The sequence below is a fragment of the Brevibacterium sp. Mu109 genome (genome assembly GCF_900169375.1).
In the GTDB taxonomy this organism is placed as follows: domain Bacteria; phylum Actinomycetota; class Actinomycetes; order Actinomycetales; family Brevibacteriaceae; genus Brevibacterium; species Brevibacterium yomogidense_A.
Genome location: NZ_FXZF01000001.1, coordinates 69,318 through 84,054 on the forward strand (window position 1 = coordinate 69,318; position 14,737 = coordinate 84,054).

Here is a 14,737-nt window from a genome sequence, read left to right on the forward strand (position 1 = left end):
GCGACTCAGGCCTCCCGCACCGCCGCGGCGCGCGCCTGGATCGACCGGGCGTGCGCCAGCAGGGGCGCGTCGATCATCGAGCCCTCGTACGTGAACGCGCCCTTCTGCCCCTTCGCCGCCTCGAGCACGTTCGCAGCCCACGTGGTCTGCGTGTCCGTGGGCGCGAACGACTTCCGTACGACGGGCACATGCTTGGGATGGATCGACACCTTCGCGTCGAACCCGCTCTCCACTGCGTCGAGCGCCTCGTCCGCGAGCCCGTCGATGTCATCGATCGCCGTCCAGATCGAGTCGAGCGCCCACTTGCCGTGCGCCTTCGCCGCCAGCAGCGTCTGCGACCGCACGTGCATGGCGACGGCGCGGTAGGAGCCGTCCGCTCCGCGCGACGATCCGCCGCCCAGTGCGGCGATGAGGTCCTCCGATCCCCACATGAGCCCGTGGACGTTCTGCGCGGCTGCGATCTCTGCCGCGTTCACCGCACCGGCGGGGGTCTCGATGAGCGCGATGACGCCCGTGCCCGGCAGCGCCACGGCGAGCCGTGCGGCGTCCTCCGCGGACTCCGCCTTCGGCAGCATGACCATCTCGAACGGAAGCTCCTTCAGCAGTTCAATATCAGCAGAGAAGTGTTCCGTATCCGCTGCATTCACCCTGATCACGGTACGTTTCGGAGACAATTCCGGTACGTCGCGAACAGCGTCGCGCAGCGCCTGCCGGGCGGTGTCCTTGTCACCGGCGGAGACCGCGTCCTCAAGATCGACGATGACGACGTCGGATCGCTGTGCGGCCTTCGCGAAGCGATCCGGCCTGTCACCGGGGACGAACAGCCATGCGGGGCGGATGTCGAAGCTCATATTCACCTTCAGATCGGGGACGTCCTCGTCGTCGACATCGTAGCGCTGACACCCTCGCGCTCCACTCCCCAGGGGTGCGCATGCGCCGCGCCGCCGTTCCCCTTCCGTCGCGACTGCGCCCTAGAGTGTGATCCAGCACGCAGCCTCCGGCGGCTGCGGTCGCCCCGAAGGAGGAGCCGCATGCGAATCGCATTGTTCGCCACCTGCATCGTCGATGCGATGTATCCGGAGGTGGCCCGTGACACCGTCACCATCCTGGAACGGCTGGGCCACGAGGTGGTCTTCCCCGAGCGCCAGGCATGCTGCGGCCAGATGCATGTGAACTCCGGCGACTTCGCAGGGGCAGTGCCGGTCGTCGAGGGCCACGTCCGCGCGTTCGAGGACGGCCCCGACTGGGACGTCATCTGCGCGCCCTCGGGCTCCTGCGCCGCCTCCGCCGGCCACCAGCAGCCGATGATCGCCCGCCGCGCGGGCGACGACGACCTCGCGAACCGTGCAGAGGACCTCGCGAGCCGCACCTACGAGCTCAGCCAGCTCCTCACCGACGTGCTCGGCATCACCGACGCGGGCGAGCAGCTGGGGTCGTACTTCCCCCACGCCGTCACCTACCACCCGTCGTGCCACGGCATGCGCATCCTCCGCCTGGGCGACCGGCAGCGCGACCTGCTGAGCACGGTCCAGGACATCGACCTGCGCGAACTGCCGCAGGCGGACCAGTGCTGCGGGTTCGGCGGCACGTTCTCGATGAAGAACTCGGAGGTCTCCACCGCGATGCTGGCCGACAAGGCGGAGAACATCGTCATGACCGGTGCGAGTCTGTGCACCGGCGGCGACGCTAGCTGCCTCATGCACATCGGCGGCGGACTGTCCCGCACAGGGGCTCGCAGCCCGCGCGGCGAGGTCGGCACCGTGCACCTGGCGCGGATCCTCGCGTCGACGCGGGAGAAGCCGCTCCTGCCCCCACGATCCGAACCCCTGCTGTCAGGAGGGAGCCTCCGATGACGACATTCCTCGGTATGCCCGCAGTCCTGCGCGCCGATGGCGCAGAGATCGCCGACGGTCTGCCCGGCGCCCAGGGGAACGTGTTCGAGCGCGAGCCGTTCCCGCAGTACGCCTCGCGAGAGCTCGAGGACGAGCAGCTGCGCCGCAACCTGGGCCACGCGACCAAGACGATCCGTGAGAAGCGCCTGGGTGCAGTCGCCGAGCTGCCCGACTGGGAGGACCTCCGCGATTCCGGCGCCGCGATCAAGCAGCGGGTCATGGCGGAGCTGCCCGATCTGCTCGAGCAGTTCGCGGACGCGTTCGAAGCACGCGGTGGACACGTCCACTGGGCGCGCGACGCGGAGGAGGCCAACTCGATCGTCCGCGATCTCATCGAGGAGAACGCGCCGATCCTGGGCAACGGCCGCCGCGAGGTCGTGAAGATCAAATCGATGGCGACGCAGGAGATCGGGCTCAACGAGTACCTGGAGCCGCACGGCATCGACGCGTTCGAGACCGACCTGGCCGAGCTCATCGTCCAGCTGGGCGACGACCTGCCCAGCCACATCCTCGTGCCGGCGATCCACAAGAACCGGTCGGAGATCCGCGACATCTTCCTCGAGGGCATCCCCGGGGTGGACCCGGGCCTCACCGACGATCCGGGGAAGCTCGCCGAGGCCGCGCGGCAGCATCTGCGGCACAAGTTCCTCACGACGAAGGTCGCCGTGTCCGGCGCGAACTTCGGCATCGCGTCGACGGGCACCCTGGGCGTCGTCGAATCGGAGGGCAACGGCCGCATGTGCCTCACCCTCCCGGAGACCCTCATCACCGTCATGGGCGTAGAGAAGCTGCTGCCGCAGCCCGAGGACCTCGAGGTCTTCCTCCAGCTGCTGCCGCGGTCGTCCACCGCGGAGCGCATGAACCCGTACACGAGCTTCTGGACCGGAGCGACTGCGGGCGACGGACCGCAGAACGTCCACGTCGTCCTCATGGACAACGGCAGGTCGCGGGCGCTCGCGGACGAATGGGGCCGCTCAGCGCTCAACTGCATCCGCTGCTCCGCATGCATGAACGTCTGCCCGGTCTACGAGCGGACCGGTGGACACGCGTACGGATCGACCTATCCCGGACCCATCGGCGCGATCCTCTCGCCGCTGATGACGGGCGTGCAGGCGGAGGAGAACAACTCCCTGCCGTACGCCTCGAGCCTCTGCGGTGCGTGCTTCGACGCATGCCCGGTGAAGATCGACATCCCGTCGATCCTCGTCCACCTGCGCGGTGAGGACGTCTCGACCACGCAGGAGGGGGAATCGGCCACGGAGCGGGTCAGGGACGCGACCAGCTCGAGCGGACAGCTGTCGGCCGGACTCGCCGCGGCGTCGTGGGCGATGGCCGACGGGCGGCGGATCGCACTGGCCGAGCGCGCGCTGCCCATCGCCGCCGCACTCACCCGGTTCACCGGCGGCATCAGCCGGCTGCCGGGAGTCGTCGGGAAGTGGACGTCCAGCCGCGACATCCCCGCGCTGCCGGACCAGTCGTTCAGGAACTGGTGGCGGAAGACCCGCGGAACGGACGCGGACGCGATCGCCGCCCAGCAGGAAGCTGGTGCTGGCGCTGGTGCTGGTGCTGGTGCTGGTGACGATCAGGGCTCGCAGAAAGAAGGGGACGCACGATGACCGGCGCGCGTGAAGAGATCCTGACCCGCCTGCGCACCGCGCTGGGCCGCGAGGACGGCACGACGACACGTCCGGGGGTCGTCCCGTCGACGGGGAAGCCGGTCGACATCGACGCCGAGGTCCCCCGCGCCTACCTGCGCGAGGGGACCCTCGCGAGGTCGGCCGTCATCGAACAGCTGGTCGATCGGCTCGTGGACTACAAGGCATGGGTGGCAGAGGCGCCGGCCGCGGACGTTGCGCGCATCGTGGCGGAGAGGCTGGAGCCGGCCGATTCCGTCGTGATCCCGCCCGGCCTCGAAGCAGGCGTCGTCTCGCAGCTGCCGGACCGCGTGCGCATCACCGTCGACGCCGCAGAGGCGCAGGAAGGTGCGATCGCGGACGGAGAGGTGGAGTCGGAGGCTGCTGACCGGTTCGCCAGTGCGGAGCACCACATCCATACGATCGACGAGCTCGACGAGACGAGCGCCGTCATCACCGCGTCACGGGTGTCCGTCGCGCAGACGGGCACGATCATGCTGGACGGCGACACGGACTGCGGTCGCCGCATGATCACGCTGGTGCCGGACCATCACGTGTGCCTCGTGCCGGAATCGACGGTCGTGGAGATCGTGCCGGAGGCAGTCGCCCGGATCGACCTGACGCGCCCGGTCACGATGATCTCCGGACCGTCGGCCACGAGCGACATCGAGCTCCAGCGCGTCGAGGGAGTCCACGGACCGCGGCAGCTGGACGTCATCATCATCACCGACCGCTGACCGTGGTGAGCTGACGATGGGCTGAGCTGACGCAGTGTTGAGGGGCCGTGCCGGACCATTCCGGCACGGCCCCTCAGCACTGCGTCGACTGTTCCTCCGCGCTCAGGCGTCCTGCGCGTGGTCCTGTGTGAAGACCATCGTCTTGCGCACAGCTCGCGCGACGACATCACCGTTCTGGTTGCGGCCGATGTGCTCGAGCGAGATGATCCCCTCCCCCGGGCGCGAACGCGACAGGCGCTTGTCGAGGATCTTCGTCTCCGCGTAGAGCGTGTCACCGTGGAACACAGGCTTGGGGAATGCGACCTCGCTGAAGCCCAGGTTCCCGACGATCGTGCCCTGCGTCAGCTGCGAGACGGACAGCCCCACCAGCGTGGCCAGGGTGAACATCGAGTTCACGAGCCTCTCGCCGAACGGCTCCGACTCCGCGAAGTGCGCGTCCAGGTGCAGCGCCTGCGTGTTCATCGTGACCGCGGTGAACCACGTGTTGTCCGCCTCCGTCATCGTGCGGCCGGGAGCATGGCGGTACGTCGCCCCCACCTCGAACTCCTCGAACCACAGCCCGCGCTGGGTGATGACGGGGCCGTCCTGATCGGCTGCGTTCTGGCTCGCTGCATCCTGGCCCGCTGTGTTCTGGCCTGCTGTGTTCTGCTCCGTCATGTGCGGGGCTCCTCTCTGAACCTGCTTCTTCTGAACCGAAATCTACTGGGTCGGATAATCCTGGATCGAACGATTCTGGATCTGACAGCTCTGCATCTGACAGTTCTGGACTGGATCACTGCAGCGCGGAGGTGAGTCGCATCGCCGAATCCAGCCAGCGGCGGCCCCACGACCGCTCCTCCCATTCGTCCGCCGTGAGCTCCGAGCTCACGGAGCGGTACGCGTCCATGATCCCGTGGAGTCCCTCCGTGATGTCACCGCCGTACGCCAGCAGGCTCACCTCGTAGTTGAGGCCGAACGATCGCATGTCCATGTTCGACGAGCCCATCACCGAACACAGGTCGTCGACCGTGAAGCACTTCGTGTGGAGGACCTTCGGAGCGGGGTACCGGTAGATCCGCACCCCGGCTTCCAGCAGCGCTTCGTAGTAGGAGCTCTGCGCGTGGTCAACCATGAACTGGTCGGCCTGCTCGCTCACGTACAGCTCGATCTCCACCCCGCGGTGCGCCGCGGTGATGACGGCCGCGAGCATCGACTCATCCGGGACGAAGTAGGGGCTCACGATCCGCAGCCGCTTCTGCGCGAGGTAGACGAGCGACACGAAGAGACGGAGGTTCGGCTGCGTGCGGAAGCCGGGCCCGGACGGGATCACCTGGACCGCGTTCAGCTCCGAATCCGACGGCACGGACGTGACAGATGGACCGGACGTGACAGACGGGCCGGATGCACGGTCGGACGACTCAGCGGTTCTGGTCTTGGCCTCATCAGCCGTCACCAGCCTGCCGGACCTGTCCCGCTCCGCGCTCACCCCACGACCGGTCGTGAGTCGCTGTCCGATCGCGACCTCGCGCTCCTGCAGCCGCTCTGCGGCGTCGTAGGCGCGGATCGTGAGGTCCTCGCCGGTCTCCGTGAACCAGTCCGTCACGAACACCGCTTCGAGCGACGCGACGATCGGACCGGTGAGCTCGACCATGATGTCGTGCCAGTGCCTGCCGATCTGTGCGTTGCGAGCGCTGCCGTACGACGACTCGATCATGTTCATCGAGCCCATGAATGCCCGCGTTCCGTCCACGACCATGAGCTTGCGGTGATTGCGCAGGTCGACCCGCCGCACCCTGCCCTTGAGCGGTTGGAACGGCAGCATGAGCGACCAGTCGATCCCCGCTGCATCCAGCCGTCGCTTCAATGGGCGGAAGCCCGCGTACTTGCGCGATCCCAGGTGATCGAACATGACGCGGATCTTCACACCGCGCGCTGCGGCCCGTTCGAGTGCGGCGAGGAACGGCTCCGTCGTGGCATCCGCCGTCATGATGTACATGCAGACGTCGACGTAGTCGTCGGCCTCATCGACGGCGCCCGCCATGACGCGGATGTTCTCCTCGTAGTCCGTCCGCACTCCGTGGTCCGTGCCCGTCACCATCGGCAGATAGGTGAGGTTCCGGTTGAGGGTGACGAGCCCGCCGAACATCTCCGGCACGCCCAGCGCAGAAGGCCAGTCCGGGATGTCGACCGTGCCCTGCTGAAGACGGGTGTTCGCCTCCTCCTGGATCTTCTCCCGCCTGCCCGTGATGTACGGGCTGCCCAGCATGAGGAACAGCGGGATCCCGACGACGGGCAGGAAGAGGATCAGCAGCAGCCATGCGCTCGACGACGACGGTCGCCGGTTCTCCGGGACGACGCCGACCGCGATGACCTTGATCGTGTAGTCGAGCACGATGAACGTCGTCGACACGATCTGAGCCCAGTCCCACTGCGCGAGGTCGAGTGCGTTGGAGTCCACAGTCACAGACTATGCAATCACTCGGCGCGGTGCGCCACGTGCCCGCGACCGTCCGGGAATCCCCGACCGATCGCGGGCATCCGCAGTGCCGCTGCGCTCAGAGTCCCAGGTCGCGGGCGATGAGCATGAGCTGGACCTCTGTGGTCCCCTCGCCGATCTCCAGGATCTTCGAGTCGCGGTAGTGGCGGGCCACCAGGTATTCGTTCATGAAGCCGTAGCCGCCGTGCACCTGCGTGGCGTCGCGCGCGTTGTCCATCGCTGCCTCGGACGCCACCATCTTCGCGATGGCCGCTTCCTTCTTGAACGGCAGGCCGGACTCCATCTTCGACGCCGCCGCGTAGTAGGCGGCGCGCGCCGCCTGCACGCGCGCCTCCATGCGGGCGATCTTGAAGCTGATGCCCTGGTAGTCGCCGATCGGCTTCCCGAACGTCGTGCGCTCCTTGGCGTACTTCACACTGGCGTCCACGCAGCCCTGGGCCGCGCCAACGGATACCGCGGCGATCGCGATGCGGCCCTCATCGAGGATCCGCAGGAAGTTCGCGTACCCGCGGCCCCGCTCGCCCAGGAGGTTGGCCTCCGGCACACGCACGCCCTCGAACGTGAGCGGGTGGGTGTCCGACGAGTTCCAGCCCACCTTGTCGTAGGCGGGCTCCTCGGTGAAGCCCGGCGTCCCGTTCGGGATGATGATCGTGGAGATCTCCGGCTTCTGCGACCCGTCACGACCCGTCCGCGTGCCCGTCACAGCGGTGGCGGTGACGAACTTCGTGATGTCGGTGCCCGAATTCGTGATGAACGACTTCGACCCATTCACCACCCATTCGCCGTCCTCCAGGACCGCCTTCGTCTTCGTGCCGCCCGCGTCGGATCCCGCCTCGGCCTCCGTGAGGCCGAACGCGGCGAGCCCGCGGCCGTCGATGACCTGCGGCAGCAGCTGAGCCTTCTGCTCCTCCGTGCCGAAGCGGAAGACCGGCATCGCGCCCAGCGACACCCCCGCCTCCAGCGTCATCGCGAGCGACTGGTTCTCCCGCGCGATCTCCTCCAGAGCCAGGCACAGGGCGAAGTAGTCGCCGCCCATGCCGCCGTACTCCTCGGGGAACGGCAGGCCGAACAGGCCCATGTCGCCCATCTGCTCGACGAGCGCGTAGGGGAACTCGTGCTTGGCATCGAGCTCCGCGCTCACCGGCGCGACCTCATCGTCCGTGAACTGCGCGACGGTCCGTCGCAGGGTCTCGTACTCGTCGGGCAGCATGCCCGGAACGAACGTCGTCATCGTGTCTCCTCCATGAGTCATTGCGGTCAAGTGCTCGCTCAGTCCTGGGTACCCTGCGCTGCGTCGCCCTCGTCCTCCGGGACGATGACGGCCAGCACCTCGTCCAGCGCCACCTGCGCGCCGGCCACGGTGCTCAGCTGCACGACGCCGTCCGCGGGCGCGGTCAGCACGTGCTCCATCTTCATCGCCTCGACGACGACGACCGGCTGCCCCGTCACGACGGTCTCCCCGTCCTCGGCGCGGATGCCGGTGACGGAGCCCGGCATGGGGGCCAGGACCTCGGCCCCGGCGGCCGCCGCACCGATCGCGGTGTCCGCCTGCGGGCGGGTGAGCTGTGCCAGCCCCCCGTTCGTGCGCACCCACAAGGTGCGACCGTCCGCCGAGGCCCACACGCGTCCCGTGACCTGCTCGCCGTCCAGCGTGAGCCGGAGGGCGGCGCCCGCGCCCGAGGCCCCCACGCCAGAGTCGGTCGCGGCACCGCTGCGGACCGCGGCGGGGCCGAGCGTGCGCACCGTCGGATGGTCGAACTCCACGTCGTGGCGCTCTCCGCGGTGGACGAGCGGGACGATGGTCCGGGCCGCTGTGGCGCTGCGCCACCCGCTGCCATCGGCCCACATGCCGACCGGCTCGCCCGCGATGTGGGAGTCGGTCGCGCGCCGAGCCTCGGCGGTGGTGACGTGTGCGGCGGCGAGCTGCAGCGCAGCGGGGTCGACGGCCTCGGCGAGGTCGTCCTCCGTCATCGCGTCGATGAGGCCCGTGTGCAGATCGCCCGCGACGACCTCCGGCATCTCCATGAGCGTCTGGAGGAAGCCGATGTTCGTGACGATGCCCGGCACCGCGGAACCGGCCAGCGCGGTGCGCATGAGCGCGACGGCCTCCTGCCGGTCCCGGGCCGTGACGATGAGCTTCGCAATCATCGGGTCGTAGTCGCTCACGATCCGCTGTCCCGGCTCCAGTCCGGCGTCCACGCGGATGCCCTCCCCCGTGGGGAAGGAGACGTCCAGCGCGGTGCCGCCCGTGGGCAGGAAGCCGCGAGCCGGGTCCTCCGCGTAGATGCGGGCCTCGATCGAATGGCCGGTCAGCGTGATGTCGTCCTGTGCCAGGGCCAGCTGCTCACCGGCGCCGATCCGCAGCTGCCATTCGACGAGGTCCACGCCCGTGACCTGCTCCGTGACCGGGTGCTCGACCTGGAGGCGGGTGTTCATCTCCATGAAGAAGAACTCGTCCGGATCGTCCGCGGACACGATGAACTCGACCGTGCCGGCACCGCGGTAGTCGACGGACTTCGCGGTGTCGACGGCGGCCTGGCCGATGCGGGCGCGGGTGGTCTCATCGAGCAGAGCGCTGGGCGCCTCCTCGATGACCTTCTGGTGGCGGCGCTGCAGGGAGCACTCGCGCTCCCCCAGATGGATGACGTTCCCGTGCTCATCGGCGAGCACCTGCACCTCGATGTGGCGCGGGGTGAGCACCAGGCGCTCGAGGAAGAGGGTGTCGTCGCCGAAGCTGCTCGCTGCCTCGCGGCGGGCGGAGGCGAGCGCCTCAGCCAGGTCCGCGGGGTCATGGACCTCGCGCATCCCCTTGCCGCCGCCGCCGGCGGACGGCTTCACGAGGACGGGGAAGCCCACCTCGTCGGCGCGGGCGATGAGCTGCTCGTCCGTGAGTCCGGGCTCTGCGACGCCGGGCACCAGCGGCACGCCGCGTGCCGCGACGGCCTGCTTCGCGGAGATCTTGTCGCCCATGATGTCGATGGACGCGGCGGTGGGACCGAGGAAGACGATGCCCTCCTCCTCGAGCCGGCGCGCGAACGCGGCGTTCTCGGAGAGGAAGCCATAGCCCGGGTGGACGGCCTGAGCGCCCGTGGCCTTGACCGCCGCGACGACGCGCTCGATGTCGAGGTAGGACTGGGCGGCCGGGGCCGGACCCAGCCGGAAGGCGAGGTCCGCGGCCTTCGTGTGTGCCGCCTCGGCGTCTGCATCGGAGTAGACGGCGACCGTCTCGATGCCCATCCGCCGGCAGGAGCGGATGACGCGCAGGGCGATCTCGCCGCGGTTGGCGATGAGGATCCTGGTGAACATGTGCCTCACATCCTGAAGACGCCGTAGCCGGATGCGGCCAGCGGTCGTTCGAGCGGGGAGAAGCGTGCGGCTTCGAGGGCGAGCGCGAGCACGCGGCGGGTGTCGGCGGGATCGATGATGCCGTCGTCCCAGAGTCGGGCGGTCGAGTAGTAGGGGTTGCCCTGGTCCTCGTACTGCTGGCGGATGGGGTCCTTGAAGGACTCCTCGGCCTCTGCGGGCCACTCTTCGCCGCGGCCCTCGAGCTGGTCGCGCTTCACGGTCGCGAGCACGCTCGCGGCCTGCTCACCGCCCATGACGGAGGTGCGCGCGTTGGGCCACATCCAGAGGAAGCGCGGCGAGTAGGCGCGGCCGCACATCGAGTAGTTGCCGGCGCCGAAGCTGCCGCCGATCACGACGGTGAACTTCGGGACGCGCGCCGTCGCGACGGCGTTGACCATCTTCGCGCCGTGCTTCGCGATGCCGGCGGCCTCGTAGTCGCGTCCGACCATGAAGCCGGAGATGTTCTGCAGGAACACGAGCGGGGTGGAGCGCTGGTCGCACAGCTCGATGAAGTGCGCGCCCTTCATCGCGGACTCCCCGAAGAGGATGCCGTTGTTCGCGATGATGCCCACGGGGTGCCCGTCGATGCGGGCGAATCCCGTGACGAGGCTGGTGCCGTACTCGGCCTTGAACTCGTGGAACTCCGAGGCGTCGACGATGCGGGCGATGACTTCCCGCACGTCGTAGGGGACCTTCGAGTCGACGGGGACGACCGCGGTGATCTCATCCGGATCGTGGGCGGGCGCCTCCGGCTCCGCGCGATCCCATGCCGGGGCGTGACGGGGGCCGAAGGTCTCGACGATGTCGCGGAGGATCTCCAGTGCGTGCTCGTCGTTCGCCGCGAGGTGGTCCGTGACGCCGGAGGTGCGGGAGTGCAGCGCGCCGCCGCCCAGCTCCTCCGCCGTGACGACCTCTCCGGTCGCGGCCTTCACGAGCGGGGGCCCGCCCAGGAAGATCGTGCCCTGATCGTTCACGATGACCGATTCGTCGGCCATCGCCGGCACGTAGGCGCCGCCTGCGGTGCAGGAGCCCATGACCGCCGCCAGCTGCGGGATGCCCGCGGCGGACAGCGTCGCCTGATTGTAGAAGATGCGACCGAAGTGGTCGCGGTCCGGGAACACGTCGTCCTGGTTGGGGAGGTTCGCGCCGCCGGAGTCCACGAGGTAGAGGCACGGCAGGTTGTTCTGCTGCGCGATCTCCTGCGCCCGCAGGTGCTTCTTCACCGTCGCGGGGTAGTACGTGCCGCCCTTGACGGTGGCGTCGTTCGCGACGATGACGCAGAGCCTGCCGGAGATCAGCCCCATGCCGGTGATGATGCCGGCGCCGGGCGACGCGTCGTCGTACATCCCGTTCGCCGCCAGGGCGGAGAACTCGAGGAACGGGCTGCCGGGGTCCAGCAGCCCCTCCACGCGATCGCGCGGCAGCAGCTTGCCGCGGTCCAGGTGCCTCTGCCGCGAGGACTCCGACCCGCCCAGTGCGGTCTTCGCGGTGCGCTGCCGGAGTTCCTCGAGCAGCTGCGCGTGCGCCTGGGTGTGGGGTGAAGTCTGCGGATCGACCGGCGAGCCGATGGAACGCATGAGTCTCCTCCGAATCAGGTGTGCACGACGCCCGCGCAGGTCCAGCAGGTACAGAGCGACGGCTTCATCGACACACTCAGTTAACAATGATTAACTGATGTGATGATAGCCCGGAAGGAGTCCACGTGACAAGGCGCACAGAGAGCCGCTCCGAGGCCTCGGCGGCTCCGGCGAACAGCCGCGAGGCCGCGAAGGCGGAGCGCCGCCGGCAGCTTCTCGGCTCCGCGAAGCACCTGTTCGCGCGCTACGGGTTCCGCGCGGTCCGCCTGGGCGACATCGGGCAGGGCGCGGGTGTCTCGGGACCCGCCGTCTACCGGCACTTCGAGTCGAAGGAGGCCGTGCTCATCGAGCTGCTCGTCGGCATCTCCGAGTACCTGCACACAGGCGGTGAGCGGATCATCGCGGAGGGAGGCCCTCCCTCGCAGACACTGAGCGACCTCATCGACTTCCACGTGGACTTCGCGCTCACGGAGCCCGAGCTCATCCGCATCCAGGACCGCGACCTCGACTCCCTGCCCGACGCCGAGCGTCGCAGCGTGCGCAGGCTGCAGCGCCAGTACGTCACGGCCTGGGCCGGGGTCGTGCGGTCCAGCAGTCCGCAGCTGACCGAGCAGGAGGCGACGGTCCGCGTCCACGCGCTCTTCGGCATGGTGAACTCGACACCGCACCTCAGCCGACGGCTTCCCGCAGAGGTCGTCGCGACGCAGCTGCGGGCCTCGGCGAGATCTGCACTCGGGGTGCGGAATACGATCGGCACATGACACTGAAAGCGGTGATCCTCACCGGCGGACGGTCGCGACGATTCGGCGGGGTCCACAAACCCGGCGTCGCCGTCGGCGGCGTCTCCGTCCTCGCCCGTGCCGTGTCGGCCGTGAGGGCCCTGGACCCCGCCGCCGAGGTCTGGGTCGCCGGACCGCTCGACGGCCTCGACACGGCAGCGCGGCCGACCGTGCGCCCGGTCGTCGAATCCCCTCCCTTCGCGGGCCCGCTGGCAGGTCTCGCCGCAGCGGTCGCGGCTATGGCGCCCGCGCAGGACTCGCAGCCGAGCACTGCCGACGCACGCGGATCCACGGTCCTCGTCCTCGCCGGGGACGTGCCCTTCCTGGACCCGGCCGACCTCGCACGATTGGTGGACGCCTCCGCTCGGTCGGACTCACCCTCCGGCTGCACGGACGCGTCCGGCCGGTTCCAGCCCCTGTTCGCCGCGTGGCCGGAGCAGCAGCTGCGTGAACGACTGCAGGACATCGGTGACGTGGAGAACAAGCCCGTCCGCCTGCTCTGGGACGGCGTCGAGCCCGTGCTCGCACCGGTGAGCCCGGCGAGTACGGAGGATTTCGACACCCCGGAGGACTACCGCAGGATCACCGGAAGCTCCTCTCCGTCACAGTCCTGAGCCATGGAGGGTCTCGGAACCGCACACGCCGAGGCCCGCGCACCGCCCTCAGTGAAGCTCAGATCTCGCCCACCCGCATGGCTCAGGCTCTGCGGGTGGACCTGCTGGGAGGGTTCCGGTAGAGGCGAGAAGGCCTGCCGCGGCGACCATCGGTAAGCTCCCCAGTGGTTTCGAGCTGCCGCTTCATCGCGCGCCTGAAGGTGTCGCGCGGCAGGTCCTCACCGGCCACGGACTCGTGCAGCGATTGGAGATCGCCCAGACTGAACGACGAGGGCAGGAGCCCCCAGGGATCGGGGTACTCCGCATACGCTTCCCGGACCCGGCGCAGCGCTTCGCCGAACACCCTCGGATGGTCGTAGGGCAGTCGTACTCCCCCGTCGGCCTCGACCTCACCCACGGGGGCGAGAGTGATGCTCCCCCCGCGCAGGCCCTCCGCCACGACGGACCCGGGCACCACATCGAGGTGGGCCACTGTGACGACCCACCCCCGCGGGTCACGATCCGGGTCGTCGAAGACCTTGAGCTGCTCCGGTTCGCGTCCCGTGATGCCCGCCTTGTGGCGCAGGCTCCGCAGCACGGCGTCGTGGAGACGCTCCCGCTCGTGGACGAACGTGCCCGGCAGGGCGAACCCGATGTCCTCGGCCACGAGCACGATCTCCAGTCCGCGACCCGTGACGGTGAAGGTCGCGGTGTCGACCGCGAGCGAGGGGCGGGGGAAATCCGTGAGCGGCGCGCTGCTCACGCGGACCGTGCGCTCAGGCGCGGATCGCGGCGGTAGGGGACGAGGAGGACGCTCGCCTCCGCATCTGTCAGCACCGCGGAGCTCGTGCGGCCCAGCTGCGAGGTCATCGCCGCGAAGACCCCCTTGCCGCGCTTGCCGATGACGACGATGTCCGCCGCCTTCGACGCGTCGATGAGCATCTGCGCGGGATCCCCGGACGGGAACTCGATGTCCGCGTCGAGGTCCGGGAAGGCCTCGCGCAGCCAGGCGAGGTCGGCCTGGGCCCGGGCCTCCGCCTCGGCCCGGTCACCCAGTGCGTCGACGCCCACCAGCACGCGCAGCCGCCACCCGCTCGCCACCGCCAGGGATGCTGCGTCCAGGGCCGCCACGCCTGCGTACTCCGACGTGTCGAGACCCACCACGACACCGCCTGTCGCGCCGCCGCGCGCCATGCTGGGGTGGCGGCTCGGATCGTCGAACTCGCTGCCGTCGCGCACCGTGTGCACCAGGACGGTGCTGAGCGCATGACCGGGCAGCCCGAAGCTGACCGTCCCGATCCGCCTGCTGTTGACCGTCCCCGCGCCGTGCCGTCCGAGCACCAGCAGTCCGGCATCCCCCGCTCGCATCGCGAGCTCCTCGCCGGCGTCGCCGACGATGACCTCGGTGAGGATCTCCGTGCCCGAGGCGCCGTCCGGGTGGGCGGCATCGAGGTCGCCGAGTCGGTCTGCGAGTCCCGTGAGCACCGTCCGGCCGGCCTCCTGGAGTTCGACCTCGTCGTCGATCTCCAGGTGCGCGGGGGTGATGACATGGATGAGCCGGAGGGCACGGCGGGTGCCGCGCAGCTCCTTGAGGGCCCATGCGGCGGCTTCCGCACTCTGGTCAGAACCGTCGACTCCGACGATCACGTCTCCGCTCAGCTGCACAGCGCCTCCTTCAGATCCGGGTCCTCCCCCGATGGTAGT

General features: G+C 69.3%; 13 protein-coding genes. 5 read left to right on the forward strand and 8 right to left on the reverse strand.

Annotated elements, in window-relative coordinates:
- Positions 1-5 precede the first annotated feature (5 nt).
- A complete protein-coding gene (locus tag BSP109_RS00320; RefSeq protein WP_101599005.1) occupies positions 6-851 on the reverse strand; it encodes a CoA ester lyase in 846 nt (281 codons plus the stop codon).
- A gap of 180 nt (positions 852-1,031) precedes the next feature.
- Between BSP109_RS00320 and BSP109_RS00325 the strand changes: the two genes are divergently transcribed.
- From BSP109_RS00325 to BSP109_RS00335, 3 genes are read left to right on the forward strand one after another with little or no spacing between them, the layout of a single operon-like run.
- A complete protein-coding gene (locus BSP109_RS00325; protein WP_101599006.1) occupies positions 1,032-1,853 on the forward strand; it encodes a (Fe-S)-binding protein in 822 nt (273 codons plus the stop codon).
- A 14-nt stretch (positions 1,854-1,867) separates the two neighbouring features.
- Entirely contained in the window at positions 1,868-3,508 is a 1,641-nt protein-coding gene (locus BSP109_RS00330) for a lactate utilization protein B (RefSeq protein WP_374700114.1), read from the forward strand.
- On the forward strand, positions 3,505-4,263 hold the full coding sequence (locus tag BSP109_RS00335) for an LUD domain-containing protein (protein ID WP_101599008.1): 759 nt from the start codon (positions 3,505-3,507) through the stop codon (positions 4,261-4,263). The genes BSP109_RS00330 and BSP109_RS00335 overlap by 4 nt, the downstream gene beginning before the upstream one ends.
- 102 nt (positions 4,264-4,365) lie before the next feature.
- Here the strand turns inward: BSP109_RS00335 and BSP109_RS00340 are convergent, their stop codons facing one another.
- From BSP109_RS00340 to BSP109_RS00360, 5 genes are all read right to left on the reverse strand, one after another.
- Positions 4,366-4,920, reverse strand: a complete 555-nt coding sequence (locus BSP109_RS00340; RefSeq protein WP_257944493.1) for a MaoC family dehydratase — start codon at positions 4,918-4,920, stop codon at positions 4,366-4,368.
- A gap of 115 nt (positions 4,921-5,035) precedes the next feature.
- Positions 5,036-6,700 carry a phospholipase D-like domain-containing protein gene (locus BSP109_RS00345; protein WP_101599133.1) on the reverse strand — a complete coding sequence of 555 codons (1,665 nt, stop codon included), beginning with the start codon at positions 6,698-6,700 and terminating at the stop codon, positions 5,036-5,038.
- Positions 6,701-6,797: 97 nt separating this feature from the next.
- Positions 6,798-7,970 (reverse strand): acyl-CoA dehydrogenase family protein, encoded by a 1,173-nt coding sequence (locus BSP109_RS00350; protein WP_087006666.1) that lies wholly within the window; start codon positions 7,968-7,970, stop codon positions 6,798-6,800.
- Between the two features lie 38 nt (positions 7,971-8,008).
- The gene (locus BSP109_RS00355) at positions 8,009-10,045 is read right to left on the reverse strand and encodes an acetyl-CoA carboxylase biotin carboxylase subunit (RefSeq protein WP_101599009.1); all 2,037 of its coding nucleotides are present in this window, start codon (positions 10,043-10,045) and stop codon (positions 8,009-8,011) included.
- A gap of 5 nt (positions 10,046-10,050) precedes the next feature.
- A complete protein-coding gene (locus BSP109_RS00360; protein ID WP_101599010.1) occupies positions 10,051-11,661 on the reverse strand; it encodes a carboxyl transferase domain-containing protein in 1,611 nt (536 codons plus the stop codon).
- Between the two features lie 125 nt (positions 11,662-11,786).
- Between BSP109_RS00360 and BSP109_RS00365 the strand changes: the two genes are divergently transcribed.
- Entirely contained in the window at positions 11,787-12,422 is a 636-nt protein-coding gene (locus BSP109_RS00365; RefSeq protein WP_101599011.1) for a TetR/AcrR family transcriptional regulator, read from the forward strand.
- A complete protein-coding gene (locus BSP109_RS00370) occupies positions 12,419-13,054 on the forward strand; it encodes a molybdenum cofactor guanylyltransferase (RefSeq protein ID WP_101599012.1) in 636 nt (211 codons plus the stop codon). Before BSP109_RS00365 ends, BSP109_RS00370 begins: the two co-directional genes overlap by 4 nt.
- An 82-nt stretch (positions 13,055-13,136) precedes the next feature.
- Here the strand turns inward: BSP109_RS00370 and BSP109_RS00375 are convergent, their stop codons facing one another.
- Both BSP109_RS00375 and BSP109_RS00380 read right to left on the reverse strand, forming a co-directional pair.
- A complete protein-coding gene (locus BSP109_RS00375) occupies positions 13,137-13,796 on the reverse strand; it encodes an NUDIX hydrolase (protein ID WP_101599013.1) in 660 nt (219 codons plus the stop codon).
- Positions 13,793-14,698: a universal stress protein gene (locus BSP109_RS00380; RefSeq protein WP_101599014.1), complete on the reverse strand. Its 906-nt coding sequence runs from the start codon at positions 14,696-14,698 to the stop codon at positions 13,793-13,795. The genes BSP109_RS00375 and BSP109_RS00380 overlap by 4 nt, the downstream gene beginning before the upstream one ends.
- Positions 14,699-14,737 lie beyond the last annotated feature (39 nt).

Excerpts from the sequence above, each read along its gene's own strand:
- BSP109_RS00320 (WP_101599005.1), bottom strand. The coding sequence starts at position 851 with ATGAGCTTCGACATCCGCCCCGCATGGCTGTTCGTCCCCGGTGACAGG.
- BSP109_RS00350 (WP_087006666.1), bottom strand. The coding sequence starts at position 7,970 with ATGACGACGTTCGTTCCGGGCATGCTGCCCGACGAGTACGAGACCCTG.
- BSP109_RS00340 (WP_257944493.1), bottom strand. The coding sequence starts at position 4,920 with ATGACGGAGCAGAACACAGCAGGCCAGAACACAGCGGGCCAGGATGCA.
- BSP109_RS00325 (WP_101599006.1), top strand. The coding sequence starts at position 1,032 with ATGCGAATCGCATTGTTCGCCACCTGCATCGTCGATGCGATGTATCCG.
- BSP109_RS00330 (WP_374700114.1), top strand. The coding sequence starts at position 1,868 with ATGCCCGCAGTCCTGCGCGCCGATGGCGCAGAGATCGCCGACGGTCTG.
- BSP109_RS00370 (WP_101599012.1), top strand. The coding sequence starts at position 12,419 with ATGACACTGAAAGCGGTGATCCTCACCGGCGGACGGTCGCGACGATTC.
- BSP109_RS00355 (WP_101599009.1), bottom strand. The coding sequence starts at position 10,045 with ATGTTCACCAGGATCCTCATCGCCAACCGCGGCGAGATCGCCCTGCGC.
- BSP109_RS00335 (WP_101599008.1), top strand. The coding sequence starts at position 3,505 with ATGACCGGCGCGCGTGAAGAGATCCTGACCCGCCTGCGCACCGCGCTG.
- BSP109_RS00360 (WP_101599010.1), bottom strand. The coding sequence starts at position 11,661 with ATGCGTTCCATCGGCTCGCCGGTCGATCCGCAGACTTCACCCCACACC.